Annotated in this window: 28 protein-coding genes; 27 read left to right on the top strand and 1 reads right to left on the bottom strand. The window is 48.9% G+C overall.

Features of this window, described 5'->3' with window-relative positions:
• Positions 1-80: 80 nt before the first annotated feature.
• The 17 genes from HQN90_RS30925 to HQN90_RS30845 all read left to right on the top strand — a co-directional run bounded on the left by HQN90_RS30925 (position 81) and on the right by HQN90_RS30845 (position 14,649).
• Complete coding sequence (locus tag HQN90_RS30925) at positions 81-1,385, top strand: NtaA/DmoA family FMN-dependent monooxygenase (RefSeq protein WP_173226317.1); 1,305 nt, start codon at positions 81-83, stop codon at positions 1,383-1,385.
• A 3-nt stretch (positions 1,386-1,388) separates the two neighbouring features.
• Positions 1,389-2,750, top strand: a complete 1,362-nt coding sequence (locus tag HQN90_RS30920; protein ID WP_173226315.1) for an LLM class flavin-dependent oxidoreductase — start codon at positions 1,389-1,391, stop codon at positions 2,748-2,750.
• A 27-nt stretch (positions 2,751-2,777) separates the two neighbouring features.
• Entirely contained in the window at positions 2,778-3,671 is an 894-nt protein-coding gene (locus tag HQN90_RS30915) for a transporter substrate-binding domain-containing protein (protein ID WP_173226314.1), read from the top strand.
• Between the two features lie 21 nt (positions 3,672-3,692).
• On the top strand, positions 3,693-4,379 hold the full coding sequence (locus HQN90_RS30910; RefSeq protein WP_173226311.1) for an amino acid ABC transporter permease: 687 nt from the start codon (positions 3,693-3,695) through the stop codon (positions 4,377-4,379).
• A 20-nt stretch (positions 4,380-4,399) separates the two neighbouring features.
• Positions 4,400-5,113, top strand: a complete 714-nt coding sequence (locus tag HQN90_RS30905) for an amino acid ABC transporter permease (RefSeq protein WP_246362922.1) — start codon at positions 4,400-4,402, stop codon at positions 5,111-5,113.
• Positions 5,114-5,296: 183 nt separating this feature from the next.
• Positions 5,297-5,926 carry a uracil phosphoribosyltransferase gene (gene upp, locus HQN90_RS30900; protein ID WP_079416976.1) on the top strand — a complete coding sequence of 210 codons (630 nt, stop codon included), beginning with the start codon at positions 5,297-5,299 and terminating at the stop codon, positions 5,924-5,926.
• 177 nt (positions 5,927-6,103) lie between these two features.
• Positions 6,104-7,240, top strand: coding sequence for a non-hydrolyzing UDP-N-acetylglucosamine 2-epimerase (wecB, locus tag HQN90_RS30895; RefSeq protein WP_173226309.1), 1,137 nt, complete (start codon positions 6,104-6,106; stop codon positions 7,238-7,240).
• A gap of 222 nt (positions 7,241-7,462) precedes the next feature.
• Positions 7,463-7,684, top strand: a complete 222-nt coding sequence (locus HQN90_RS30890; RefSeq protein ID WP_173226307.1) for an AtpZ/AtpI family protein — start codon at positions 7,463-7,465, stop codon at positions 7,682-7,684.
• Positions 7,684-8,064, top strand: a complete 381-nt coding sequence (locus HQN90_RS30885; RefSeq protein ID WP_173226305.1) for an ATP synthase subunit I — start codon at positions 7,684-7,686, stop codon at positions 8,062-8,064. The genes HQN90_RS30890 and HQN90_RS30885 overlap by 1 nt, the downstream gene beginning before the upstream one ends.
• Positions 8,065-8,097: 33 nt before the next feature.
• Entirely contained in the window at positions 8,098-8,796 is a 699-nt protein-coding gene (atpB, locus tag HQN90_RS30880; RefSeq protein WP_173226303.1) for a F0F1 ATP synthase subunit A, read from the top strand.
• Positions 8,797-8,872: 76 nt separating this feature from the next.
• The gene (atpE, locus tag HQN90_RS30875; RefSeq protein WP_028556930.1) at positions 8,873-9,097 is read left to right on the top strand and encodes a F0F1 ATP synthase subunit C; all 225 of its coding nucleotides are present in this window, start codon (positions 8,873-8,875) and stop codon (positions 9,095-9,097) included.
• Between the two features lie 79 nt (positions 9,098-9,176).
• Positions 9,177-9,662: a F0F1 ATP synthase subunit B gene (gene atpF / locus HQN90_RS30870; RefSeq protein WP_173226301.1), complete on the top strand. Its 486-nt coding sequence runs from the start codon at positions 9,177-9,179 to the stop codon at positions 9,660-9,662.
• Positions 9,659-10,192 carry a F0F1 ATP synthase subunit delta gene (locus HQN90_RS30865; protein ID WP_173226298.1) on the top strand — a complete coding sequence of 178 codons (534 nt, stop codon included), beginning with the start codon at positions 9,659-9,661 and terminating at the stop codon, positions 10,190-10,192. Before atpF ends, HQN90_RS30865 begins: the two co-directional genes overlap by 4 nt.
• A gap of 32 nt (positions 10,193-10,224) precedes the next feature.
• Positions 10,225-11,739, top strand: coding sequence for a F0F1 ATP synthase subunit alpha (gene atpA / locus HQN90_RS30860; RefSeq protein WP_079416984.1), 1,515 nt, complete (start codon positions 10,225-10,227; stop codon positions 11,737-11,739).
• A 128-nt stretch (positions 11,740-11,867) separates the two neighbouring features.
• Positions 11,868-12,725 (top strand): ATP synthase F1 subunit gamma, encoded by an 858-nt coding sequence (gene atpG / locus HQN90_RS30855; RefSeq protein WP_173226296.1) that lies wholly within the window; start codon positions 11,868-11,870, stop codon positions 12,723-12,725.
• Positions 12,726-12,770: 45 nt separating this feature from the next.
• Positions 12,771-14,168 (top strand): F0F1 ATP synthase subunit beta, encoded by a 1,398-nt coding sequence (gene atpD, locus HQN90_RS30850; RefSeq protein WP_147950322.1) that lies wholly within the window; start codon positions 12,771-12,773, stop codon positions 14,166-14,168.
• Between the two features lie 76 nt (positions 14,169-14,244).
• Positions 14,245-14,649 carry a F0F1 ATP synthase subunit epsilon gene (locus HQN90_RS30845; RefSeq protein WP_173226294.1) on the top strand — a complete coding sequence of 135 codons (405 nt, stop codon included), beginning with the start codon at positions 14,245-14,247 and terminating at the stop codon, positions 14,647-14,649.
• 473 nt (positions 14,650-15,122) lie between these two features.
• Here HQN90_RS30845 and HQN90_RS30840 read toward each other — a convergent pair whose 3' ends face one another.
• Entirely contained in the window at positions 15,123-15,419 is a 297-nt protein-coding gene (locus HQN90_RS30840; protein WP_173226292.1) for a hypothetical protein, read from the bottom strand.
• Positions 15,420-15,707: 288 nt separating this feature from the next.
• Between HQN90_RS30840 and HQN90_RS30835 the strand changes: the two genes are divergently transcribed.
• From HQN90_RS30835 to HQN90_RS30790, 10 genes are all read left to right on the top strand, one after another.
• Positions 15,708-16,073: an NADH-quinone oxidoreductase subunit A gene (locus tag HQN90_RS30835; protein ID WP_079417058.1), complete on the top strand. Its 366-nt coding sequence runs from the start codon at positions 15,708-15,710 to the stop codon at positions 16,071-16,073.
• The gene (locus tag HQN90_RS30830; protein ID WP_029195655.1) at positions 16,058-16,576 is read left to right on the top strand and encodes a NuoB/complex I 20 kDa subunit family protein; all 519 of its coding nucleotides are present in this window, start codon (positions 16,058-16,060) and stop codon (positions 16,574-16,576) included. Before HQN90_RS30835 ends, HQN90_RS30830 begins: the two co-directional genes overlap by 16 nt.
• Positions 16,573-17,655, top strand: a complete 1,083-nt coding sequence (locus tag HQN90_RS30825; protein WP_173226290.1) for an NADH-quinone oxidoreductase subunit C — start codon at positions 16,573-16,575, stop codon at positions 17,653-17,655. The genes HQN90_RS30830 and HQN90_RS30825 overlap by 4 nt, the downstream gene beginning before the upstream one ends.
• A gap of 3 nt (positions 17,656-17,658) precedes the next feature.
• Entirely contained in the window at positions 17,659-18,759 is a 1,101-nt protein-coding gene (locus HQN90_RS30820; protein ID WP_079416992.1) for an NADH-quinone oxidoreductase subunit D, read from the top strand.
• The gene (nuoH, locus tag HQN90_RS30815) at positions 18,759-19,766 is read left to right on the top strand and encodes an NADH-quinone oxidoreductase subunit NuoH (protein WP_079416994.1); all 1,008 of its coding nucleotides are present in this window, start codon (positions 18,759-18,761) and stop codon (positions 19,764-19,766) included. The genes HQN90_RS30820 and nuoH overlap by 1 nt, the downstream gene beginning before the upstream one ends.
• 73 nt (positions 19,767-19,839) lie before the next feature.
• A complete protein-coding gene (gene nuoI / locus HQN90_RS30810) occupies positions 19,840-20,292 on the top strand; it encodes an NADH-quinone oxidoreductase subunit NuoI (RefSeq protein WP_173226288.1) in 453 nt (150 codons plus the stop codon).
• On the top strand, positions 20,285-20,815 hold the full coding sequence (locus tag HQN90_RS30805) for an NADH-quinone oxidoreductase subunit J (RefSeq protein WP_173226286.1): 531 nt from the start codon (positions 20,285-20,287) through the stop codon (positions 20,813-20,815). The genes nuoI and HQN90_RS30805 overlap by 8 nt, the downstream gene beginning before the upstream one ends.
• 2 nt (positions 20,816-20,817) lie before the next feature.
• Positions 20,818-21,129 (top strand): NADH-quinone oxidoreductase subunit NuoK, encoded by a 312-nt coding sequence (nuoK, locus tag HQN90_RS30800; protein WP_079417000.1) that lies wholly within the window; start codon positions 20,818-20,820, stop codon positions 21,127-21,129.
• A 15-nt stretch (positions 21,130-21,144) separates the two neighbouring features.
• Positions 21,145-23,064, top strand: a complete 1,920-nt coding sequence (gene nuoL / locus HQN90_RS30795) for an NADH-quinone oxidoreductase subunit L (RefSeq protein WP_173226284.1) — start codon at positions 21,145-21,147, stop codon at positions 23,062-23,064.
• Positions 23,054-24,679: a complex I subunit 4 family protein gene (locus HQN90_RS30790; RefSeq protein WP_173226282.1), complete on the top strand. Its 1,626-nt coding sequence runs from the start codon at positions 23,054-23,056 to the stop codon at positions 24,677-24,679. Before nuoL ends, HQN90_RS30790 begins: the two co-directional genes overlap by 11 nt.
• Positions 24,680-24,681 lie beyond the last annotated feature (2 nt).

The following is a 24,681-nucleotide window of genomic DNA, read 5'->3' as shown; positions in this document are numbered from 1 at the left end:
AATTTCCCCCTTATAGCAAGGTGGATTCTTAGCCTCTTGTTGGTGTCTGATAACAGAGAGGAAAGGTGTTGGGGACCTACATGGGGACAAGAAGAGGGCAGCTGCATCTGGCATTGTCCGTACAGGGTGCCGGGTATTATCCGGGGAGTTGGCGTCATCCGGAAGTTAAAGCACAGCAATTGCATGAACCGGCCTATTTCTACCGTATTGCACAGCTGGCAGAGCAAGGGAAGCTGGATCTGTTGTACTTGGATCGCACTTCCATCGCCGCGCAGCTTCGTGCCACTGGCACGGAGCCAGGGCTGCTGCTCGAGCCTTTCACTTTGCTGGGGGCGCTAGCGTCAGTGACTGCGCACATCGGGCTTGGCGCAGCGATATCGACTTCGGTGACGGAGCCGTTCGCGGCTGCCCGCCAATTGGCTGCGCTCGACCATCTGAGCGGCGGGCGAATAGCGTGGCTGGCCAGCGCCACGGACTGGCAGGAGCCGCACCGCCGCTATGGCGGGCCGCCTGAGTTGTCGGCTGCCGAGCGTCAAGAGCGCCGTCAGGAGTTCATTGAAGTCGCGGAGCGTCTATGGGACAGCTGGGAGGAAGGCGCCGTTATCGTTGATAAGGCGTCAGGCCGATACATCGACTCGGAGAAGGTGCATCTCATCCACCATACAGGTTCTTACTTCCGGGTGCGCGGCCCGCTAAGCATACCTAGACCACCGCAAAGGTACCCCGTTCGTCTTGGCCTGAGCTGGGAGCAGGGGGGCGCGAACAACGTTGATGCGGAGATTCTTTTCAGTTCCAGGCCATCGATCAGGGCTGCTGCTGATTTCTATGCCAAGCTGGGTAAAGAGAGGGAACTCTTCGGGCATTCGCCAGGCAGTAGGAAGGTCCTGACAACTCTCTCGCCGATTCTTGGCAGGACGGAGGAGGAAGCGCGTCAGAAAGCGGCGGAATTGAAAGGTCTTGTTGATCCCCAAGCGGCGCTTGCGCTGCTGTCTGATCTGTTCGAGGTGGATTTGGCAGCCTATCCACTGGATGACTCGCTGCCTGCGATCCCCGCCTTGAGGGCAGCAATGGAAGCAGCGGAGATTACAGCTTCGACGCTGCGCGAACTGACGGATAGTGTGCTGGAATTAACCGGTACCCATGTCTTCGTAGGAACACCCAAGCAGCTGGCAGATTGGATGGAGGCTTGGTATCAAGCGTACGGAAGCGATGGCTTTCATCTCCAGTTTCCGCTGCTTGAGAGCGGGCTTACGGCTTTCGTTCAGCACGTTATTCCTGAGCTGCAGCAGCGAGGGCTTTTCCGAACGGCCTACACAGCAGCGACTCTGAGGGAGCAGGTAGGACTAACATCGATAGATAACGAGCGAATCAGCAAGGGGGGTTAACGTATGGCAACAACCAAAAAACAACTGCACCTCGGCGTCTTCCTTCTTAATGCCGGTCAGCATACAGGCGGATGGCGCCACCCGGAAACACAGGCAGATCGGCTGTTGGATATTGCTTTTTATCAGGATTTCGCCAGGCTGTCTGAGCGGGGGAAATTCGATACGATTCTGGTGCTGGAACAGATCGCAATTGGAGAGCAGAACGAGAGAGTCGGGGAGGATCGTTCCATACCGACGCTGGATACGCTGACGCTGCTTTCTGTGATGGCTGCTGTTACAGAGCGGATTGGCCTGACGGCAACGCTTTCTACTACGTATAACGATCCGTATCATGTAGCGGCCCGATTCGCCACGCTGGATCATCTGAGCGGCGGCCGTGCGGGCTGGAATATGGTGACTTCGCAGGACCCGCGCATCGCGTCCCAATTCAGCAAGGATGCCCATATGGATCATACGCTGAGATATCAAAGGGCGAACGAATTCGTCGAGGTGGCGATGAAACTCTGGGATAGCTGGGAAGAGGATGCGCTGGTTGCGAACCGGGAAGCGGGCATCTATCTCGATCCTGCCAAAGTGCATGATATCGATCACTCGGATACACATTTCTCCTTCAGCGGCAGCTCCTACATACCCCGGCCGGTACAAGGTCATCCTGTGCTGTTCCAGGCAGGGTCATCAGGAAGCGGTCTCCAGTTTGCCGCTCGCAAAGCGGAGGTTGTCTTCACTGCACAGGATAATTTGCAGGATGCCCAGCGCTACTATGCGAATCTGAAGGGGATGCTGGAGCCTTACGGACGCGATGCAGAGAAGTTTCATATTTTGCCTGGACTCGCCCCTATTCTTGGATCTTCAGAACGTGAAGCCAAGGAGCGGCAGGTTTATTTCAATGAACTGGTGCTGCCCGAAATTGCGGTCCGGAACTTGTCCGGTACGATTGACGTCGATTTGTCGTCGTATCCATTGGACGGCCCGTTTCCCTACTGGGAGATCGATGCCGAGGCCAACAACAGCAAGAAGAGCCGCTTGCAGCTATTGAAAGATTTGGGGCAGCGCGAGAAATGGACGGTTAGGCAAATGAGTCAGCACGTTATATCGGCTGGCGGCCACCATACTTTCGCTGGAACGCCGGAACAATTGGCTGATTTGATGGAATCATGGATCGATCAGGCTGCTTGTGACGGATTCACGATTATGCCTTCCCACTATCTTCAAGGATTAGAGGAGTTCGTGGAGCAGGTCATTCCGATTTTACAAAAAAGAGGCCGCTACCGCACCGAGTACACAGGTCATACACTGCGTGAACATCTGGGTCTGACTTCCCCAACCAATCGCTGGTCCAAGGTTCAGGCGTCTGCATCCCTATAAATACCATCTACCTAGGAGGAATCATCTATGAAACAACCACGCATTCATCTTATTTTGGCAGTCGTTCTGTTTATTATTTTGGCAGGCTGCGCCAAAGCCGCTACAAACAAAGAAGGGGCAGCCACCAACGTGCCTGCGACGACTACAGCACCAACCGCCAAGGCAGCGCCGAAAGTTGTCAAAGCAGCACTAAACACGGTTCCGGTGCCATTGTTCAGCTTTCTGGATGAGAAGAATCAGCCAGCCGGCTTCATCATCGATTATTTGAAGGAATTGGAGAAAAAGCTGCCAGAATATAAATTTGAATATGAATCGGTCGACAACGAAGGCCAATTGATCGGGACAGATACAGGCAAATATGCGTTTGCCGCTAATTTCTGGTTCAAGAATCCGGAGCGGGAGAAAAAGTATTTGTACCCGCAGCAAGAGTTCGGCTATTCGATTACAGGTTTGGCTGTTAAGCCAGATCGAGATGATATCAAAACGCTGGATGATCTGGTCGGTAAGAAATTAGTACCGATGAGCCCAGTCTCAGGGTTCCGTTATATTCTCAAAGATTACAATCTGAAACACCCGGGCAAGGAAATCAAAGTCGAGGATGTTGACAAGACGACGCCAGCCGACGACTTGAAGCTTGTGGAATCAGGCAAATACGATGCGCACTTGCTGAACATCAACCATTTCGAAGATGCCGTGAAGAAGTTGAATTTGAACTTGAAGATTGGCGGCGTTATTTCCAAAGAGCCGGTATATTTCATTTTTAATAAAAATCAAACAGAACTTGCCCAGAAAGTGGATGCGGCCACGACTGAACTGATTAAGGATGGCAGTTTGTCGAAACTTTCGGAGAAATGGTTCAAAGTCGATGTATTCAAAAGCCTGGAGTTCGTGCAGCAGGGCTATAAGTTCCGCAAGGAATAACCTGAGAGGAGTGGGTCCGGAATGGAAACAACGCTGAATTTGGTCCTGCGAATCGCCCAGAGATTGCCTGTCACGCTGACGATTCTGCTGGCCTCTCTCCTGTTCGGCTTATTGCTCGGGTTGGTGATTGCGCTCGCCCGTATTCAGAAGAACAAGTATCTGTATGGGCTGGCAACGATTTATTTATCTTTCATGCGGTGTACACCGACTATCGTTCAACTGTTTCTTGTTTATTACGGACTGCCGCAGCTGTTGATTCTATTCGGAATTGACGTGAATAACTGGAATAAAATGATTTTTGCTGTTATCACCTTTTCGCTGCACAGCTCAGCGTTCTTCTCCGAGGTCATTCGCTCTTCTTATCTGGCCGTAGGCAGCGGGCAGCAGGAGGCGGCATACAGCATCGGCATGACTTACGGGCAGTCGCTTAGACGGATCATTTTACCCCAGGCATTCGGGATCGCAATTCCTAACTTGGGCAACAACGTCATTATTTTATTAAAAGAAACATCGCTGGCCTTCTCCATCGGCATCATTGACCTTATGGGACAGGTGCAGATCATTCTGGGGAATAATTATGGCAAAAATACGTTTCAGGTGTATATTCTGGTCTCCCTGATCTACTGGATTATCAGCATTCTCATCGAGAGAGGGTTTCGGATCATGGAAAGAAACTATAAAAAAAGCCATATCAGTATTGCCGGATAAAGGGAAGGGAGGGGGCTGCTTTGGTCGAATTCAGTTTAGCTTTTGCCATTGAGAAGTTCCCGGAGGTGTTGAAGGGCGTCCCTTCCATGCTGTTCGTCGCAATCATCTCGATGCTGCTAGGAACTTTGCTGGGCTCTGTTATCGCCTTGTGCCGCATATATAAAGTGCCTGTGCTGGATAAGGCGGGGGCTTTGTATGTTTCCTTCATACGCGGAACTCCCCTGCTGGTACAGCTCTACGTGGTGTTCTACGGTACGCCGCTGCTCGTTGATATTCTCAATGAAAAGTGGGGATGGCACATTCCGCTGCAGGATATGTCGCCACTAGCCATCGCGCTGCTTGCTTTCACGATTAATTCAGCGGCTTATCAGTCAGAAGTGATTCGCGGGGCGCTGAGCAACATCGAAATTGGCCAGATGGAGGCGGCGCAGTCGATCGGCATGACGACGTCCCAGGCCTTGACGCGAATTATTGCGCCTCAGGCATTCGTTACGGCACTTCCCAATTTGGGCAATATTTTTATTAATTTAATCAAAGGGACTTCGCTGGCTTTTGCGATCAAAGTGATTGAGGTCATGGCTCAAGCGAAAATTGTGGCGGGCGACGGTTATCGCTATTTGGAAATGTATTTTGATGCATCTATTATTTATTGGGTTATTTGCTGGGGCTGCGAGCGGTTATTCCGCTGGCTGGAGACCCGATATAGCCGTCATGAGAAACGAATAGCCGTATAAGCGGCAATAAAGCGAACCGTCCGGGATTCTTGTGTCTCGGGACGGTTTTTCGTGCTGTTAGGGGATGTTTGGTTTTTCAGAGGATAAGTTGGATAACATATGATATAATGGACGAGGTTTGTCGTACAATGACGCTAATTTTTGCAAAATACATAGAAAATGAAGCTATTTTAGGAGGATATTATGGGGAAGTTATTTATTTGTGATCATCCGCTTATTCAGCATAAGCTTACCTATATTCGGGATGAGAATACGAAAACGAAGGATTTTAGAGAACTGGTTGATGAAGTTGCAACTTTAATGGTTTATGAAATTACTAGAAACCTGCCGCTTGAGCATGTACAAGTGAAAACGCCAGTTACAACGGCAGATTGCCGAATTATTTCTGGAAGAATGCTGGGTTTAATTCCGATTTTACGAGCTGGCCTAGGTATGGTTGATGGCGTATTGAAGCTAATGCCTGCTGCCAAAGTGGGCCATGTTGGCCTTTACCGTGATCCTGACACGCTTCAGCCTGTCGAGTATTATGTGAAGCTGCCTACGGACGTGCTGGAACGTGAGTTGATCGTGATTGATCCTATGCTGGCGACCGGCGGTTCGGCGAATATGGCTATTGAAGTGCTTAAGCGCAGAGGTTGTACGCAAATGAAGCTGATGTGCCTGATCGCTGCACCGGAAGGAATCAAGGCTGTTCAACAAGAGCATCCTGACGTGGATATCTATGTAGCAGCTGTTGATGATTATTTAAATGATCATGGCTATATTGTACCAGGGCTCGGAGACGCGGGAGATCGTCTGTTCGGCACGAAGTAATTGGCAATAAGCTTACGAAGTGAACTTTCTGGCAGAAAGCTCAGTCAAAGCTTACGAAGTGAGCTTTGCTACGGAAAGCTCAGCTTATGCTTACGAAGTGAGCTTTCATGCGGAAAGCTCAGCCTATGCTTACGAAGAAAGCTTTCCTACGGAAAGCTCTAAGGGGAGAGAAAACCGATGAAACGTCTTAAAGTGATTACGATTTTCGGCACGAGACCCGAAGCGATTAAAATGGCTCCGCTGATTTTGGAGTTGGAGAAGCACCCTGAGCATATTGAGTCGCTAGTCTGCGTAACCGCACAGCATCGTCAAATGCTGGACCAAGTGCTAGAAATTTTCAAAATTACACCTAACTTTGACCTAAATGTGATGAAGGATCGTCAAACGTTGAATGAGATTACAATGCGTGTGCTTCAAGGTTTGGAGCCGGTGTTTCAAGAGGCGAAGCCTGATCTGATTCTCGTGCACGGCGATACTTTGACTACGTTCCTAGCGAGCTATGCGGCGTTCATGCAGCAAATCCAAGTAGGACACGTGGAAGCGGGTCTTCGTACGTGGAACAAAATGTCGCCATACCCGGAGGAAATGAACCGTCAGCTAACAGGCGTTTTGGCCGATCTTCACTTCGCGCCAACACAGCAGTCCGCAGACAATCTGCGTAAGGAAAATAAATCCGAGTCGCAAATTTATGTGACCGGCAATACGGTAACGGATGTATTTAAATACACTGTTAAAGAGAATTTCAACCACCCCGTTCTGGAGTGGGCGGCAGGACGCAAGCTCATCTTGATGACGGCGCATCGCCGTGAAGCTCAAGGAGAGCCGCATCGCCAAATTTTCCGAGCTGTGAAGCGGATCGCTGATGAGTTCGACGATATTGCGATTGTTTATCCGGTGCATCCAAGCCCGGCGGTTAAAGAGCCTGCGCATGAGATTCTTGGGAATCACCCACGCATCAAGCTGGTAGAACCCTTCGACGCGAGTGAGTTCCATAACTTCTACCCGCATACGCATATGATTCTGACGGATTCAGGTGGGCTTCAAGAGGAAGCGCCGTCTTTTGGCGTGCCCGTTCTTGTTCTGCGTGATACCACAGAGCGTCCGGAAGGCATTCAAGCAGGCACGTTAGAGCTTGTCGGCACCGATGAGGAGAAAGTCTACGAGCGCGCTCGCGCCCTGCTGACGGACCCCGAATTGTACAGCCAAATGAGCCAAGCTGCCAATCCTTATGGGGATGGAAAAGCGTCTGAACGTATCGTGCAAGCGATTCTCCATCACTTCGGCAAGACCTCCGAACGGCCTGAAACATTCTAACCGTGACAAAATCATGACAAACGCTACAGCGTACAGTTCGACTGTTTGGTTTGGAAACTCGCAAACCCTAGAGCCGCAAGGCTCTGAGGGGTTTTGTGAGAAGTCACAAATGAAGTTCTGTCAATTGACAAACCTTGCATGGCTTCGATACAATGAATGAGGATTCGTAGCACGATGTCTACGAAGCGGGTTTTCCATGCGGAAAACGCTCAGGAGGGTGCGATGAAACGGCCAAATCCCAATGATAATCCGTGGCGGGCAGTAGCCCTAACTAGTGCAATTGGTATCGACCTCGTAGTATGTTTAGCGGCCGGGTATTTCTTCGGCGAGTGGTTGAGTCGCACACTAGGGGGACAGCTCTGGTTGTTAGGTGGATTCTTGCTAGGGCTTGTAACCGGAATCATTAGCATTTACTTCATGATAAAGCGGTACGGAGGGCTATAATGGATGACTTTTCAGCCACTCTGAAAACGGTTCAAAATGTGTTTCTTTTCTTTTTATCCTTTTGTTTGGCTGCATGGGCGCTTCTTGTCGACTATCGGGTTTACTTTGCCGGCATAATGCTCGGATCCATGGCGAGTATGGTGAATGCAAGGTTTTTGGCCTGGAAGATTAACAAGTTGGCAGCAGCTGCGATAGAGCAGAATGGGCGCAAGGTGACCCTGGGTTTTCTGACAAGAGCAGCAATTGCTGGTTTCGCAGGCTTGGTTGCCGTACGGTATCCCGAACATATCGCGTTAACCACGACGATCGTTGGATACTTTTTTGCTCAATTGGCAACACTCGTACTGGGTATTCTTTCTATTAGGAAGTCTAAGAAGTAATTCCATTCGATGAAAGGGGTGAAAATGGAAAACATGGAACATCACGTACCAGAATTTGAGTGGTTAGGCTTTACTTTCGATGCATCTGCACTAATGATGATCGGAATTACCACACTTATCGTGCTAATTCTTGCAATTGCAGGAGCCAGCCGAGCATCCGTAACAAATCCTTCGAAATTGCAAAACTTCATGGAATGGACAATTGAGTTTGTAGAAGGCATTATCGGAAGCACGATTGGATCGAAACACGGTAAAGGTTTTATCGCATTAGGTCTTACGCTCATCATGTACATCTTTATCGGCAACATGCTTGGTCTCCCTTTCTCGATTGTGACAACAGATCACGTGTCATGGTGGAAATCGCCAACAGCTGATATTGCCGTTACAGGAGCACTTACGGTTATCGTAATTGTATTAAGTCACTATCTAGGGATTACTCGCAATACGAAGCATTACTTCGCGCATTACTTTGAGTTCAAAGGGGCAATGTTGATCCTTCATTTAATTGAAGTTGTATCAAAGCCGCTTACGCTCGCTTTCCGTCTTTACGGAAACATTTATGCTGGTGAAATTATGATATCTGTCATTGTTGGAGCAGGTTGGTTTGGAATTGCGCCTCTCTTTGTATGGCAGGGCTTCAGTGTGTTCGTAGGTGCGATTCAAGCCTTCGTATTCACGATGCTGACCATGGTTTATATCTCGCAAACGTTGATTCACGAAGAAGAGCATTAAGAGAAAGACTTACCTCGGGAAGTCTCGAGTCACTTATAAACAAAACAAACTTAAGAATTTGAGGGAGGATTTATCAATGGGAGCAATAGCATTAGTAGCAGCAGGTATCGTATTCGGTTTAGGAGCACTAGGTGCAGGTATTGGTAACGGTTTGATCGTAGGTCGCGCTTTGGAAGGTATTTCCCGTCAACCAGAACTTCGTGGTACGCTTCAAACAACAATGTTTATCGGGGTAGGTCTAGTTGAGGCAATGCCGGTCGTAGCATTGGTTCTTGCATTCATCTTTATGGGAAAAGCTTAAGAAACCGTTCGGCGGGGATGGCATATCATTGCCGCCACGCCTTCGTTTTGCCCATGTTATCAGAAGGGAGTGACGTTACTTGGATATTCAATGGTCCACGTTTTGGATTCAACTTATCGCGTTCTTAATTTTATATTTGTTGCTTTCTAAATTTGCATTTGGCCCTTTGTTTGGCATGATGGAGAAACGCAGACAATTGGTGAAAGATCAAATTCAAACAGCTGAAGCGAGCCGCAAGCAAGCTGATCAATTGTTAGAGGAACAAAAGCAAGCGCTGCAACAAACTCGTAAGGAAGCTTACGATATCATTGAGCAAGCGAAGCATACAGGTTCCAAACAAGCTGATGATATTATTCACGCTGCTAGCGCAGAAGCTAACCGTCTGAAAGACGAAGCACTGAAAGATATCGAAAATGAGAAGAACAAAGCGGTTGCCGCTCTTCGCAGCCAAGTTGGCGCGATGTCCGTTCTAATCGCATCCAAAATTATTGAGAAACAAATCGACGAAAAGTCACAAGAAGAACTTGTTGAGCATTACCTCAAAGAGGTAGGAGGCAACGTATGAGTGACATCGTCGTAGCGAAGCGTTATGCCAAAGCTTTATTCGAAGTAGCGAAGGAACAAGGTATCATTTCCCAAGTTGAAGAAGAGCTGAAATCTGTAGCTAGTGCGATTAGGGACAATGCAGACTTGCAGAAGTTCCTGAACCATCCGAACATCGGGACTTCCGCGAAAACGGACCTGCTAAAGCAGATTTTCGAAGGCAAAGTTTCCGAACCGGTGTGGAACACGCTGCTGGTCTTGATTGATAAAGGAAGACAATCGATTCTTTCAGCTTTACTTAACGACTACGTTAAGGTAGCCAATGAAGCACTAGGACAAGCGAGTGCTGTTGTTTACTCCGCTATTGCGTTAACGGATGCTCAACAAGCTGAGATTGCTTCACATTTTAGCAAAGTAACAGGTAAAACGATTCGTGTTTCGAATGAAGTCGAGCCGAAATTGCTCGGTGGCGTTCAAGTGCGCATCGGTGATCGTTTATATGATGGAAGCTTGGCAGGCAAGTTGGATCGTTTGGCCAAAGCGTTAGTTTAACACAAGCACTGTAAGAATAGGGGTGAAGTTCGTTGAGTATCAAACCTGAAGAAATCAGCTCATTGATTAAACAACAGATTGCAAACTATAATTCCGATATCCAAGTGGTTGATGTAGGTACAGTCATTCAAGTTGGTGATGGTATCGCTCGTGCTCACGGCTTGGAAAGCGTAATGGCAGGCGAGCTGCTTGAGTTTCCAAGTGGCGTTCTGGGCTACGCGTTTAACCTGGAAGAAAGCAACGTAGGTATCGTTATTCTCGGACCTTACAAAGATATTCGTGAAGGCGACCAAGTAAAACGTACGGGCCGCATCATGGAAATCCCAGTAGGCGACGCGCTTCTCGGCCGTGTAGTTAACCCACTGGGTCAACCTGTCGATGGCAGAGGACCAATCGAAACAACTGGATTCCGTCCAATCGAATCCCCAGCACCAGGCGTTATGGCCCGTAAATCGGTACATGAGCCAATGCAAACAGGGATCAAAGCGATTGACGCGATGGTACCAGTTGGCCGTGGACAACGTGAGTTGCTCATCGGTGACCGTCAAACAGGTAAAACAGCGATCGCAATCGATGCGATCATCAACCAAAAAGGCAACGGCGTTAAATGTATCTACGTTGCAATTGGTCAAAAACAATCCACGGTTGTAGGCGTTGTTGAAACACTTCGTCACGCTGGCGCTTTGGATTACACAATCGTAGTAACAGCTTCTGCTTCCGAGCCTTCACCAATGCTTTGGTTGGCTCCATACGCAGGTTGCGCAATGGGTGAGTACTTCATGTACAAAGGCGAGCACGTGTTGATCGTCTATGATGACTTGTCCAAACAAGCAGCTGCTTACCGTGAGTTGTCCCTCTTGCTTCGTCGTCCACCGGGTCGTGAAGCTTATCCAGGGGATGTTTTCTACTTGCATTCCCGTCTTCTAGAGCGTGCTGCGAAATTGAATGATGAGCTAGGTGGCGGTTCCATGACGGCACTTCCTTTCATTGAAACACAAGCAGGCGATATCTCGGCCTACATTCCTACGAACGTAATTTCGATTACGGACGGACAAATCTTCTTAGAATCCGACTTGTTCTACTCCGGTCAGCGTCCAGCGGTTAACGTTGGTAACTCTGTATCCCGGGTAGGGGGCTCTGCACAAACGAAAGCGATGAAAAAAGTTGCCGGTACACTTCGTGTTGACTTGGCACAATATCGTGAGCTTGCTGCATTTGCTGCATTCGGATCTGACTTGGATAAAGCTACTCAATCGCGTTTGGACCGTGGTGTTCGTACGCTTGAAATTTTGAAACAAGGTGTTCACCAACCGATGTCTTTGGAAAAGCAAGTTGCTTCCCTGTACACGGTTGTTAAAGGGCATGTGGATGATCTTCCGGTTCAAGACGTAACGCGTTTTGAAGGTCAATTCTTGGCTTACTTGGAATCCAACCGTCCAGAAATTCTACACAGTATTCGTGATACGAAGGACATTACTCCGGATAACGATAAAGCGCTAGTAGAAGCAATTGTTCAATTCAAAAAGAGCTTCGCAGCTTCTGTATAAATCATGATGGCAGAGCTTCATGTTGAAGTGAAGCTCTACCTACCGTGTTAATCCTGGGCAGGCTGATCGCCTGAATTCAGGTCTTCGAATGAAGGCTTTTCTAAGCCTCAAAAGAGAGGTGAGCAGGTATGGCAAAAGGAATGCGCGAGATTAAGCGCCAAATCAAGTCCACACAAAACACGAAACAAATTACGAGAGCGATGGAAATGGTCTCTGCAGCGAATTTGAGACGAGCACAACGTTCTGCGGAAGCAGCACGTCCTTACTCCGATAAGTTGAAAGAAGTCGTTCAAAGCATTGCAGCTGGAAGCAAAGGGATCAAACACCCGATGTTACAGTCACGCGAAGTGAAGAAGACGGGCTATTTAGTAATCACCTCGGATCGTGGATTGGCTGGAGGCTACAACGCTAACGTGTTGCGGAAAGTCATGACGGAGATTCGTGAAAACCATAAATCGACAGCTGAATATTCGATTTTTGTAATCGGACGTAAAGGTAGTAATTTCTTCCGCAAACGCAATATGCCAGTTGTAGAAGAAGTGACAGGGGTTCCGGATTCACCGAAATTCGCGGATATTAAACCTGTAGCTACTGCAGCAGTGAAGAACTTCGAGAACGGTACGTATGACCAGTTGTTCTTGGTATATAACCAATTCAAAAATGCGATTACCCAAATTCCAACCATGATTCGCCTGCTTCCTATGGAAGAAGTTACTGGCGCGGCTGCTGCTAGTTATGAGTATGAGCCGTCACCGGAAGGCGTACTGGAAGTATTGCTGCCTAAATATGCTGAAACGCTTATTTACAGTGCTGTATTGGAAGGTAAAGCAAGTGAGTTTGGTGCGAGAATGACGGCGATGAACTCGGCCACGAAGAATGCAACGAAGATGATCAGCGGCTACACATTAGCTTATAACCGTGCGCGTCAAGCCTCGATTACCCAGGAAATATCGGAGATCGTTGCTGGAGCGAACGCGAACGCATGATATTAAAGCCTTTACGGAGGCACAGCTTTTTTTAGGAGGGAAACCATGAGCAAAGGGCGCGTTGTAACAATTACAGGGCCTGTCGTCGACATTGAGTTCGAACGCGGACAACTCCCTGAAATTTTGAATGCAATCAAGATCGAAAGAAATGATAACGGCGTAGTATCCACGATGACGGTTGAAGCAGCAGTTCACCTTGGTGACAACCTGGTTCGTTGTATCGCAATGTCCTCAACTGACGGACTTGTGCGTGGAGCCGTAGCTGAAGATACAAAAGCTGCTATTACCGTTCCGGTTGGAGCAGCAACATTAGGTCGTGTGTTCAACGTATTGGGAGAGCCAATCGATGGTATCGAAGGCGTAGACCGTACATTTACAAGCGGCATTCACAAAGAAGCTCCAGCTTTCGACAACTTGTCGACAAAAGCAGAGATTCTTGAAACAGGAATTAAAGTTATCGACCTTATGGCTCCTTATGTTAAGGGTGGTAAAATCGGTCTCTTCGGCGGCGCGGGTGTAGGTAAAACCGTAACCATGCAAGAGTTGATCCACAACATTGCACAAGAGCATGGCGGTATCTCCGTTTTCGCAGGCGTTGGTGAGCGTACTCGTGAAGGTAATGACCTTTACCACGAGATGAAAGACTCCGGCGTTATCGCAAAAACAGCGATGGTATTCGGTCAAATGAACGAGCCTCCAGGCGCGCGTCTTCGCGTAGCTTTGTCCGGTTTGACAATGGCTGAGTATTTCCGTGATGAAGAAGGTAAAGACGTTCTTCTTTTCATCGATAACATCTTCCGCTTTACACAAGCAGGTTCTGAGGTTTCCGCATTGCTGGGTCGTATGCCATCAGCAGTAGGTTACCAACCAACTCTGGCAACAGAGATGGGTCAACTGCAAGAGCGTATTACGTCCACGAAAAAAGGTTCCGTTACTTCCATTCAAGCGATTTACGTTCCTGCCGATGACTACACGGATCCGGCTCCAGCAACGGCTTTCGCTCACTTGGACGCAACAACGAACTTGGAGCGTAGTATTGCAGCAGCAGGTATTTTCCCTGCGGTAGATCCACTTGCTTCTTCTTCCCGTATCTTGACGCCAGAAACACTTGGCGAAGATCACTATAGAACAGCACAAGGCGTTAAACAAATTCTTCAACGTTACAAAGAGCTTCTGGATATTATCGCGATCTTGGGTATGGATGAGTTGTCCGATGAGGACAAATTGACTGTACACCGTGCGCGTCGTCTTCGCTTGTTCTTGTCTCAGCCGCTTCACGTTGCTGAGCCGTTCAACGGTTTCCCAGGTCTGTATGTACCATTGAAAGAAACTGTGCGCAGCTTCAAAGAAATCCTTGAAGGTAAGCACGACAACCTTCCTGAAGTGGCTTTCCACAACGTGGGAACGATCGAGGACGCTATCGAGAAAGCAAAAACACTGTAAGTTTGGCTTAATGCCAACGCAGTAATGCTTACGAAGCCAGTTTTGCCTAGCAAAACTTTAAGGGAGGAGAATCCAAGTGAGTACATTCCTACTGGAAATTGTTACCCCGGAGCGCAAAGTGTACGCTGAACAAGCAAACATGGTTAGCGTGAAGGGTGTCGAAGGGGAGCTTGGAATTCTGCCGAATCACATTCCACTGGTCACTCCATTGAAAATTGCGCCGATTACTGTGAAGAAACAGGGCTCTAAAGACGAAATCATCGCGGTTAACGGCGGTTTCATGGAAGTGCGCAAGGATAAGGTGGTTATATTGGCGGAAAGCGCCGAGCTACCAGAACAAATTGATATCGATCGCGCGAAAGCTGCGAAAGAGCGTGCGGAGAAACGCCTTGCTGAAACAAAGCAAGATAACGTTGACTTCAAACGTGCGGAAGCTGCTTTGCAAAGAGCCGTGAACCGTATCAGTGTGTCCGGGAAATAAATAGATGTTTGACGAAAAGCGGGGGAACTTTGGTTCCTTCGTTTTTTTTGTTTCAGATCGTTGGAGTGGGGCAGTTTTGCTGGCGATAAGAGTCTCCAAAGACTTCTATTCGTCGAAAATGGCTATTTTTTGTGCGGATAAGAGCTTCTGGGGACTCTTAATTGCTTAGTGTGGAGGGGTTTTGGCTAGTTTTGCTGACGATAAGAGTCTCTAAAGACTTCTAATCGTAAAATTAAAGCTGCTTTTTCACAAATAGGAGCTTCCAGAGACTTTTATCTTAGAACCTTTAAGTTAACGAGATGCCAATCGGGTAGGTTGTCCTTGGTTCAGGGCAACACGGGGGTATTTTTACAAAACAATATCCCCTAGCGATAATTAAGTTCCTCTGGCCTTATGCTGGAAGGCAAAAGGACTGCCCCAAGGTGCATTGCCCTTGAAAGACAGTCCTTTGCCCCAATTAGGGAATTCAATATTTAAACGTGATGCCAAGCCGTAGGTTTTCCTGTTTTTGGACAGGAAGGGAACGTATCACCGATCTTAAGCTCAATTTTTTGCCCATCGGCGTCTTGATAGTAGCCAGCTTCAGTTACTTTATCGCCTGTTTTATGTTGATGATTCGCATGCCGCCATGTGGTTTCCTTGCCCGAGACCGGACAATTAGGAAATTCATCACCGTGTGATAATTGAAGTGTTTTGCCTGCTGCACAAACGTATTTTCCTGTTTCCTCAACTTTTTCATTCGTCCGATGTAGATCAGTAGCTGTTTTCATGTGAAATCATCCTCTCTTTAATCAATTCATGGTTGTATGGAGGTTGTCCTCCATTTTTCCACTGCATAGTATTACCCACCTATCCCGATTACTAACCATCTCGGATAAGGATATGAGTATTTCAGGATAGATTTGGGAAATCTACTCTCTAAGCCTGAATATGTGACGTTTGGAATTAGCCATCGACGCCTAAAAGGCTTTTTGATATAATGTTGAAGGTGAATATTTCCAAATGGAATAGTAGATGTAAGTCAAGCAAATCAGAATGGAGGCGGTTACATTCAAATGATGTATACAAATAACTATGTAATCGTAGCGGTATTTCTAGGGTTAGGGATCTTCCTTCCCATAGCAGCGCTGACGATAGGCAAATGGTTAAGACCGAGCAAACCCGTCGAAGAGAAGTACACGACGTATGAGAGTGGAAACGAGCCTGTAGGTGAGGGACAAATTCGGTTTAATATTCGCTATTATTTGTTTGCTTTGATGTTTGTCATCTTTGATGTGGAGACCGTATTTCTGTATCCGTGGGCTGTCGCTTTTAATCAGCTTGGACTTTTTGCTTTAGTGGAAATGTGTATTTTTGTAGCCTTGCTTGCCATAGGATTAATATACGCTTGGAAGAAGAAGGTGCTGCAATGGACTTCAGTCTAGAGTCGATATCTCCCGAGGAACGGGAAGAGTTAAACCGCAATGTCTTTATGACAACACTGGAGCAAGTGAAGGCATGGGCTCGCAGTAATTCGCTTTGGCCACTAACGTTTGGCCTAGCCTGTTGTGCCATTGAAATGATGGGAACAGGTGGGTCTCATTATGATTTGGATCGTTTCGGAGTCATCTTCCGTACGTCTCCCCGGCAATCGGATGTGATGATTGTAGCAGGGACGGTTACGAAGAAAATGGCTCCTTTGCTGCGCCGTCTTTATGAACAAATGCCCGAGCCCAAGTGGGTTATTGCTATGGGATCCTGCGCGACAGCGGGCGGACCGTACGTGAAATCGTATTCCGTTGTAAAAGGTGTCGATCAAATCGTGCCTGTGGATGTATATATTCCCGGTTGTCCGCCGAATCCGGCCGCACTTATTTATGGCATCAATAAGCTCCAGGAGAAAATTCGCTATGAAGCGAAAACTGGGAAGCAGGTGACCAATCGATGAGCGATGAGAAGAAGCCGGAAGGGAAGGTCGAGCCGAAGGCTGACCAAACTCCCGCCGAGGAAGCTAAACAGAAGAAGGAATCCCCGCTGGAGAAAGCAGCGGATGCAATAGGCGAGCTGACGCCAGAAGCAAGCTCTCACGAGACCCCGCTTAGCGCGGACGTGCAAGCAGCTGTTGATCGCGCGGCGGAGAATCAGGCTGCTGACCCTGCTGCGCAAACGACGAGTGAGCCAAGCGACGCGCCTGCGGCCGAGCTTGCCGAACGCGCAGCGAATAGCGGCGAAGCTGCGCAGACGACCGATACGGCGTCTGATGCGCCGAAGAGCGACGACGCAGCGCAAGCAGCGGAGCCTGCTGCGGAGGTCAAGGCCAGCGACGCTGCAGCTGAGCGCGCCGCGGCGCGAGCCGCCCGCCTCGCAGCGCGGGCGGCCGCCGAGCCGACGGGCGAGCCCGCGTCGGCGGCACCGGCAACCCCTGCGCCTGCCGCAGGGGACGACGAGAAGGCGGCCAAAGCCCAGGCCGCCGCAGAAGCCCGCGCCGCGCGCGCAAGCGCACGCGCGAAGACCGAATCGGCGGAGCCTGACGCGCCGAAAGTGCCTTCGCCGAACCAGCCGCTGCTGGACCGGCTGGTCGCGATCTTGAAGGAGGGCGCAGGCGAAGACGCCGTCGTCGAAGCTTTCATCAACGAAAGGGACGCGCATCGTCCTTACGTGGTCATTCACAGCTCGCGCTGGCCGCAGGCCGCGCTGACGCTCAGGGATCACGAAGAGCTGCGCTGCGACTATTTGCGCAATCTCTCCGGTGTGGATCAGGAAACGCACCTCGAGGTGGCGTATCATCTGCTTTCCCTCACACACAAGCAAGAATATTGTGTGAAAGTGAAAACAGACCGGGAGCAGCCAAGCATTCCGTCCGTTGCCCTTACATGGCCTACCGCTGATTGGAATGAGCGGGAAGTGTACGATCTACTGGGGATTGATTTCCCTGGACATCCCAACTTAGTACGCATCATGATGCCTGACGATTGGGTCGGCCATCCTCTGCGCAAAGATTACGAACCGCTCGACCCGGAGGTGTAGCATTTGTTACGGACAGAAGAGCTCCTGTTAAATGTTGGTCCTCAGCATCCAAGTACGCACGGGGTTTTCCGCGTAATTGTGAAGCTGGATGGAGAAATAATCAAAGAAGCTATACCCGTCATGGGCTATCTACATAGAGGAACTGAGAAGCTTGCCGAGAATCTCAGCTACACACAAATTATTCCATACACAGACCGTATGGACTATGTTTCGGCCATGACCACCAACTATGTGTTGGTGAATGCCGTGGAGAAAATGATGCAGCTTGAAGTACCGGAGCGCGCAGAGTTCCTTCGTCTGATCGTCATGGAGCTTCAGCGTATTGCCTCTCACATGGTGTGGTGGGGAACTTATTTGCTCGACATTGGAGCCATGAGTCCATTCCTTTACGCCTTCCGAGATCGTGAGATCATCATTGATCTGTTCAATGAGCTTTGTGGAGCGCGTCTGACCTACAACTACATGCGCGTAGGCGGCGTGAAGTGGGACGCTCCGGAAGGCTGGATCGAGAAAGTTAAGAAATTTATCCCGTATATGTACGGTAAATTAGAAGAATATCACACGCTGGTCACAGGGAATGAAATTTTCCTCTCCCGGATCAAGGGAGTGGGCAAGTATGATGCAGCTACAGCCATTGCATACGGCCTTAGCGGCGCGAACTTGCGATGTACCGGTGTAGATTGGGATATCCGCAAAACGCAGCCCTACAGCTTGTACAGCCGCTTCCAGTTCGATGTGCCGGTTCGCAGCGGCGGTGATTGCTACGATCGTTATTTGCTGCGTATGGAAGAAGTGAAGCAATCGCTTCGCATTCTGGAGCAAGCTGTGGAGCAATTTCCGGAGCAAGGCGAAACTATGGGCAAAGTACCCAGAGTGATTCGTCCGCCTGAAGGGGAAGTCTACTCCGCCATTGAGTCTCCGCGTGGAGAAATTGGCTGCTATATTATTTCCAGAGGGAAGCAAGAGCCTTTCCGTTTGAAATTCCGCAGACCTTCTTTTGTGAATTTGCAAATTTTGCCCAAGCTGCTGGTGGGTGAGACGATGACGAACCTGATTACGATTCTGGGCGGCATTGATATTGTCGTTGGGGAGGTGGATGCCTAATGGTCAATTTACTGGAAGAGAGTCTAACGTGGACGAACTTCTTCGTTTTCCTATTCTGGGGCGTGGTCATGCTGATGCTCGTTCTAGGCTTCGTTACGTATGCGATTTACTTTGAGCGCAAGGTTATTGGCTGGATGCAGATGCGGATCGGACCCAACCGAACGGGCCCCTTTGGGCTTTTACAGAGTGTTGCGGACGTATTCAAACTGTTGATTAAGGAAGATACGATTCCCAAAAAGGCGGAGCGCGAGCTCTTCATTCTGGCACCAATTATTACGTTTATCCCTTCGTTCACGATTATTGCTACGATTCCGTTCTCGGATCGGATGTTTAACGCGAATTTAAATGTCGGCTTGCTCTTTTATGTGGCCCTTACGGGAATTTCTACAATCGGTATTATTCTCGGCGGTTGGGCATCCAATAACAAATACGCGCTGCTAGGCGGTATGCGTTCTGCGGCCCAAATGATTAGCTATGAAGTTCCGCTGGTCATTTCCGTTATTGGCGTCATCATGATGACTGGCAGTTTAAATCTGCATACCATCGTTGATCATCAATCCGGCGGTTTCTGGCATTGGAATTTCATTCCTCAGATCTTAGGCTTTATTATCTTTGCGATTGCCGGTGTGTCTGAGCTGAATCGTACGCCTTTTGATTTGCCGGAAGCCGAATCCGAGCTTGTTGCCGGTTATCACGTGGAATACAGCGGTTTCCGTTTTGCCTTCTTTATGCTTTCGGAGTATGTTTATGTGTTCGTTATTGCTTCTCTGACCAGCTTAATTTTCCTAGGCGGCTGGCATGCGCCGTTCCCTTTCCTTGATTTCATTCCAGGGATTATCTGGTTCTTGCTGAAATTCTCTTTCATCGTGTTCTTCCTGTTCTGGCTGCGCGCGACGCTGCCACGGGTACGGGTTGACCAATTGATGGGGTTCGGCTGGAAAGTGCTGCTGCCATTAGCACTGGCTAATATGCTGATTACAGCGATCATTATGACCATTACCAAATAAATCTTTGGCTTGCGAAATCTAAGAGGCTTTCGAAGTCAGTTTTGCTAAAGCGAAACTCGAAGGAGGGAAATGAATGAAGGGCATAATGAAAGGTTTAGGCGTAACGTTCAAAAGTATGACGCAGAAGAAAATAACGTACGCATACCCTGACGTCCCGCTCAAAATGCCGGATCGCTTTCGCGGTATTCAATATTTTGATCCAGAGAAATGTATTGTGTGCAATCAATGTGCGCGCGTTTGCCCAACAGAATGTATTACTTTGACGGGGAAAGCGAACCCGGACCCTGAGAAGAAGGGGAAGGTTATTGATACGTATGACATTAACTTCGAAATTTGTATTTTGTGCGATCTGTGCACAGAGGTTTGTCCGACGGAAGCGATTGTCATGACGAACAATTTTGAGCTGAGCTCGTACAGTCGCGATGATTTGTTCAAAAACATGCAGTGGTTAAGTGAAAACACGCAAAATATTCGCCAGGAGAACAATTCGGCCATGCCAAAAGGGGGGGCCAAGAAAGATGTTTAACGGAATTGGGGATTTCTTATCCAGCGGTTCAAGTTGGGCGTTCTTCGTCTTCGCCTTGCTCGCTATTGGCGGGGCTATCTTCATGATTTCTTTTACCAAGGTTGTCCATATGGTCATTGCCGTCGCTCTTACGTTCATCAGCTTGGCAGGCTTATATGTCATTCTTGAAGCTGAGTTTGTTGCCTTCGTGCAGGTGTTGATTTATGCCGGTGCGATCTCCATTCTGATGATTTTCGGTATTATGATGACGAAGCACAGACAAGGGGAAGAAGAGGAGCCTAGACGTCCTTGGCAGGAAGGCTTAGCCATAGTCGGGGCGTTGGCGCTGTTCGGAGTCCTATTTTATGCCATCCAAAAGACGACTTTCGTCTCTTCCGGTACGCTGGAGGCTGGCAAAGACAACACATTGGAAATTGGGAAGCTGCTGTATAACGAGCATGTTATTCCATTCGAGATCATGTCCGTGCTGCTCACGGTAGCCTTCATCGGTGCCATTGTAGTCGCGAAAAGAGAGGAGGATTAGCTATGGGCACCATTATTACTCCCTACCTCACCTTGGCTGCAATCCTGTTCTGTATCGGTTTGTACGGAGCATTATCGAAGAAAAACGGGGTTATTGTCCTGCTCTCCATCGAGCTTATGCTCAATGCGGTGAATTTGAACTTGATCGCCTTCTCGAAGCTTGGTGATCACCCGGCATTAACGGGACAAATTTTCTCGCTGTTCAACATTACGATTGCAGCTGCTGAGGCGGCTGTGGGCATTGCGATTCTAATTACGATTTATCGTAATAAAGGGACAGTAGATGTAACGGATTTGGATTCTATGAAGCGCTAGGAGGCTAACAAGGATATGGTATCGGACTATTCACAGTACGCCTGGCTCATTCCGTTGTTTCCGCTGCTTGCTTTTCTAGCGCTTACGGCTATGGGACGTCAATTGAAAGATCTTGGGATTTATATTAGCATTTTTGCAATGCTCGCTTCCTTTATCGTCGCTTTGCTGATTTTCGTTGAACGAATTGGCGGCAACGTGGAAGATTACACGTACAATAAGCTGCAGTGGCTGCAAGTCGGCGATTTCACGCTGAAAATGGGGTTTGAAGTCAACAATTTGAACGCCCTCATGCTCGTCATTGTTACACTTGTAGCGCTGCTCGTGAATATTTATTCCAAGGGTTATATGAAGGGCGACGAGCGGATTCACGTGTTTTTTGGCTACATTGCTTTGTTTTCCTTCTCCATGCTGGGTCTTGTTATTTCGGAGAATATGCTAGAGCTGTATTTCTTCTGGGAGCTTGTAGGGGTTTGTTCCTTCCTGCTCGTTGGATTCTGGTACTACAAACCGGAGGCTAAGGCGGCTGCCAAAAAGGCATTCATCGTTACCCGCATCGGGGACGTTGGCCTATTCATCGGAATTCTGCTGCTGTTCTGGTACATGCCAGGGCATGCGCTCGATTTCACATCGATTCATAATGCGTTTACTTCGGGTAAAATTGACCCGACCATCATTACATGGATTGCCATTATGATCTTCATCGGGGCGATGGGGAAATCCGGTCAATTCCCGCTGCATACGTGGCTTCCAGATGCGATGGAAGGGCCGACGCCGATCAGTGCGCTGATCCATGCGGCTACGATGGTTGCAGCTGGGGTGTACCTCGTAGCGCGCACCTTTGACATTTTCCAAGCATCCCCGGATGCTCTGATGGTTGTAGCTTATGTGGGCGGATTCACGGCCATCTTTGCGGCCACGATCGGGATTGCCCAGAATGATATCAAACGCATCTTGGCTTACTCCACGGTGAGTCAGCTTGGTTATATGATGATGGCGCTAGGGATTGGTGTTTCGTTCACCTCCGGCATGTTCCATCTGTTCACACATGCTTTCTTCAAAGCCTTGCTCTTCTTGGGTGCAGGCAGCGTGATTCACGCTGTACATACGCAGGATATTAATGAAATGGGCGGATTATCCCGCAAAATGAAGATTACGACGTGGACGTTCGCGATCGGAACGTTGGCGCTATCAGGAATTTTCCCGTTCGCCGGATTCTGGTCGAAGGATATGATTCTGACAGAAGCCTATGAGCACAATCAGCTTCTCTTCTGGGTTGGTGTCATTGCGGCCTTCTTCACAGCTTTCTACATGTCCCGTCTGTTCTTCCTTGTGTTCTTGGGTTCCCCTAGAGGGAAAGCCAAAGTTGCCGACGAGCACGATGATCATGGACACGAAGCTCATGAGCCTCAAGAATCTCCGGCGTCCATGACGACACCGCTGATTATTCTAGCTGTGCTTGCCGTTGTGGCAGGCTTTGTCAATACACCGTTCAATGAGTGGCTTGGACACTGGCTGACCGGACAGCAGCATGATGAAAAAGCGAACTGGATTGTTATTATTTTATCTACATTGGCAGGGTTGCTTGGTATTGGACTTGGGTACTTAATTTACCTAAAGCGCACGATTCCTCGCGATGTCATCTCCAGCAGAATGCCATGGCTGTACACGCTGCTCAATCGCAAATATTTTGTAGATGAAATATATGATGGCGTCATTGTTAAACCGCTTCGTGGTCTAGGATGGGTTCTTGAGCTGATTGATGTGTATGTCATTGACGGTATTGTACGGTTGGTCGCCTTCACTGTCGTCAGTCTGGGCCGCCTTGGTTCCCGTCTCCAAAATGGTCAACTGCAGACCTATGGTGTCATCATGATTCTGGGAATGCTGATCTTGGCTCTCGCCATTGCAGGAAGGAGGTTCATCCATGCTGGCTAGCCTACCCATTTTAAGCTTGATTGCCTTTTCTCCGCTGCTCGGTGTGCTGGTGCTGCTCTTCATTCGCGGTGACCGGGGTCGTTTGATTAAAACGATCGGTATTCTAACAACATTGATTCCGCTTATTTTGGCGGCATGGTTGTACGTCGATTATAACTATCAAGGTGATCCGATTCAGTACAAAGAACAGCTCGATTGGATTAAAGTCCCGCTCAACCATGAAGGGTTAAGTGAGCAAATTACTTCCTATTTCTTCGAGTTCAAATATTCACTGGCGGTTGATGGGATCTCACTGCCGCTTGTCTTTCTGACAGCTTTTGTCTCCTCCATGGCGGCACTGGCTTCGGTGTATATCAAAAAACGTTGGAAAACGTTCTATATTCTCTTCCTGTTGCTTGAGACAGGTATGTTCGGGGTCTTCATGTCACAGGATCTGTTCTTGTTCTTCCTGTTCTTCGAAGTGACGCTGGTGCCGATGTTCTTCTTGATCGGAATTTGGGGCTACATGAATCGGGAGCAGGCGGCGAATCGGTTTCTGCTGTACAACGGACTAGGTTCAGCGATTATGTTGATAGCGTTCCTCATTCTCGTCAGCACAGCTGGATTCAATCAAATGCCTACGCAGACAGAGGGCATCATTTACTACAGCGGTGATATTCATACCATCGCACGTAATTTGCTGCAGGACCCTGCTGCCTATGTCAATCAAGAGGGTACGCCGTTCTTCCTGAGTCAGACGATGAAATGGACCGTCTTCATCATGCTGCTGGTGGCTTTCGGCATCAAGCTGCCGATCTTCCCCTTCCATACGTGGATGCTCAAAGTACATACGGAGGCTCCGCCTTCTATTGTTATGATTCACTCAGGAATTTTGCTGAAAATGGGGGCGTATGGCCTCATCCGGTTCGGGATTCTGTTCTTCCCGGCGGAAGCCAAGCAGATGGCCTGGTTGCTTGCGCTCCTGGGGGTCATCAACATCATTTACGGTGCGATTCTCGCAATGGTTCAGAAGGACTTCAAGCTCGTCCTGGCGTACTCGAGTATCAGCCACATGGGCATTGTTCTGCTCGGACTCGCCGCCTTCAACATATCCGGCTTGCAGGGGGCCATCTTCCAACTGATCTCCCACGGCCTGATATCGGCCTTGATGTTCTTGCTCGTCGGCAGTATCTACGAGCGCACGGAAACGACAGAGCTGAGTCGCTTGGGCGGTCTCGCCAGCAACATCCCTTTCATCAGCGGGATTCTGCTGATTGCGGGCATGGCCTCGCTCGGATTGCCGGGCTTATCCGGCTTCATCAGTGAATTCCTGGCGTTTCTCGGAATTTTCGAAACGCACCGCGTGTACGCCATCATTGGTACACTGGGGATCATTTTCACCGCGGTCTACGTGCTGCGCGGGGTGTTGAACATCACGTTCGGCCCGCAACAGCCGAACTTGCAGCTGCAAGGCATGCGCGACGCCCGGTTAATCGAGGCGGTGCCGATGATTGCCCTGGTAGCGTTCATCCTCTTGCTCGGGGTATATCCAAGCGTGCTGAGTCAGCCGCTCCAGCAAACGATAGGCAGCTTTGATCAACTGATCCAAAGCGTAGCCGGGAAGATAGGAGGTTAGAC

It is taken from the genome of Paenibacillus alba, assembly GCF_013204855.1.
GTDB classification, from domain to species: domain Bacteria; phylum Bacillota; class Bacilli; order Paenibacillales; family NBRC-103111; genus Paenibacillus_E; species Paenibacillus_E alba.
Note: the sequence above shows the minus strand (reverse complement) of the source record. Positions and strands in the feature narration are given on the sequence as shown.

Coding starts and splice junctions, on each gene's coding strand:
- HQN90_RS30805 (WP_173226286.1), top strand. CDS start 20,285: ATGTTTAACGGAATTGGGGATTTCTTATCCAGCGGTTCAAGTTGGGCG.
- HQN90_RS30925 (WP_173226317.1), top strand. CDS start 81: ATGGGGACAAGAAGAGGGCAGCTGCATCTGGCATTGTCCGTACAGGGT.
- HQN90_RS30830 (WP_029195655.1), top strand. CDS start 16,058: ATGGACTTCAGTCTAGAGTCGATATCTCCCGAGGAACGGGAAGAGTTA.
- atpD (WP_147950322.1), top strand. CDS start 12,771: ATGAGCAAAGGGCGCGTTGTAACAATTACAGGGCCTGTCGTCGACATT.
- atpG (WP_173226296.1), top strand. CDS start 11,868: ATGGCAAAAGGAATGCGCGAGATTAAGCGCCAAATCAAGTCCACACAA.
- HQN90_RS30910 (WP_173226311.1), top strand. CDS start 3,693: ATGGAAACAACGCTGAATTTGGTCCTGCGAATCGCCCAGAGATTGCCT.
- nuoH (WP_079416994.1), top strand. CDS start 18,759: ATGGTCAATTTACTGGAAGAGAGTCTAACGTGGACGAACTTCTTCGTT.
- HQN90_RS30915 (WP_173226314.1), top strand. CDS start 2,778: ATGAAACAACCACGCATTCATCTTATTTTGGCAGTCGTTCTGTTTATT.
- HQN90_RS30790 (WP_173226282.1), top strand. CDS start 23,054: ATGCTGGCTAGCCTACCCATTTTAAGCTTGATTGCCTTTTCTCCGCTG.
- upp (WP_079416976.1), top strand. CDS start 5,297: ATGGGGAAGTTATTTATTTGTGATCATCCGCTTATTCAGCATAAGCTT.
- HQN90_RS30885 (WP_173226305.1), top strand. CDS start 7,684: ATGGATGACTTTTCAGCCACTCTGAAAACGGTTCAAAATGTGTTTCTT.
- wecB (WP_173226309.1), top strand. CDS start 6,104: ATGAAACGTCTTAAAGTGATTACGATTTTCGGCACGAGACCCGAAGCG.
- nuoK (WP_079417000.1), top strand. CDS start 20,818: ATGGGCACCATTATTACTCCCTACCTCACCTTGGCTGCAATCCTGTTC.
- nuoI (WP_173226288.1), top strand. CDS start 19,840: ATGAAGGGCATAATGAAAGGTTTAGGCGTAACGTTCAAAAGTATGACG.
- HQN90_RS30865 (WP_173226298.1), top strand. CDS start 9,659: ATGAGTGACATCGTCGTAGCGAAGCGTTATGCCAAAGCTTTATTCGAA.
- atpE (WP_028556930.1), top strand. CDS start 8,873: ATGGGAGCAATAGCATTAGTAGCAGCAGGTATCGTATTCGGTTTAGGA.
- HQN90_RS30920 (WP_173226315.1), top strand. CDS start 1,389: ATGGCAACAACCAAAAAACAACTGCACCTCGGCGTCTTCCTTCTTAAT.
- atpB (WP_173226303.1), top strand. CDS start 8,098: ATGGAACATCACGTACCAGAATTTGAGTGGTTAGGCTTTACTTTCGAT.
- HQN90_RS30825 (WP_173226290.1), top strand. CDS start 16,573: ATGAGCGATGAGAAGAAGCCGGAAGGGAAGGTCGAGCCGAAGGCTGAC.
- HQN90_RS30840 (WP_173226292.1), bottom strand. CDS start 15,419: ATGAAAACAGCTACTGATCTACATCGGACGAATGAAAAAGTTGAGGAA.
- HQN90_RS30835 (WP_079417058.1), top strand. CDS start 15,708: ATGTATACAAATAACTATGTAATCGTAGCGGTATTTCTAGGGTTAGGG.
- nuoL (WP_173226284.1), top strand. CDS start 21,145: ATGGTATCGGACTATTCACAGTACGCCTGGCTCATTCCGTTGTTTCCG.
- HQN90_RS30890 (WP_173226307.1), top strand. CDS start 7,463: ATGAAACGGCCAAATCCCAATGATAATCCGTGGCGGGCAGTAGCCCTA.